The following is a 223-nucleotide window of genomic DNA, read 5'->3' as shown; positions in this document are numbered from 1 at the left end:
ATCGGTCATCTGGGAGTATTTAGGCTTATCAGGTGGTCCTGACAGATTCACACGGGATTTCACGGGCCCCGTGCTACTTGGGATACTCTCCACGCCAGAACACGCATTTCGACTACGGGGTTGGCACCCTCTATGACCGGCCTTTCAAGACCGTTCGTCTATACGCTTCTGTAACGTCGCCAGCTCGGCAGAACTGACTGGTGAGTCCCACAACCCCGAATAT

Annotated in this window: 1 rRNA gene; it reads right to left on the bottom strand. The window is 54.3% G+C overall.

Features of this window, described 5'->3' with window-relative positions:
- Nucleotides 1-223 (bottom strand): 23S ribosomal RNA (locus WFJ36_RS17125); the annotation flags it as partial.

The organism is Microbacterium sp. MMO-113 (assembly GCF_037148555.1).
Classification (GTDB): Bacteria; Actinomycetota; Actinomycetes; order Actinomycetales; family Microbacteriaceae; genus Microbacterium.
Note: the sequence above shows the minus strand (reverse complement) of the source record. Positions and strands in the feature narration are given on the sequence as shown.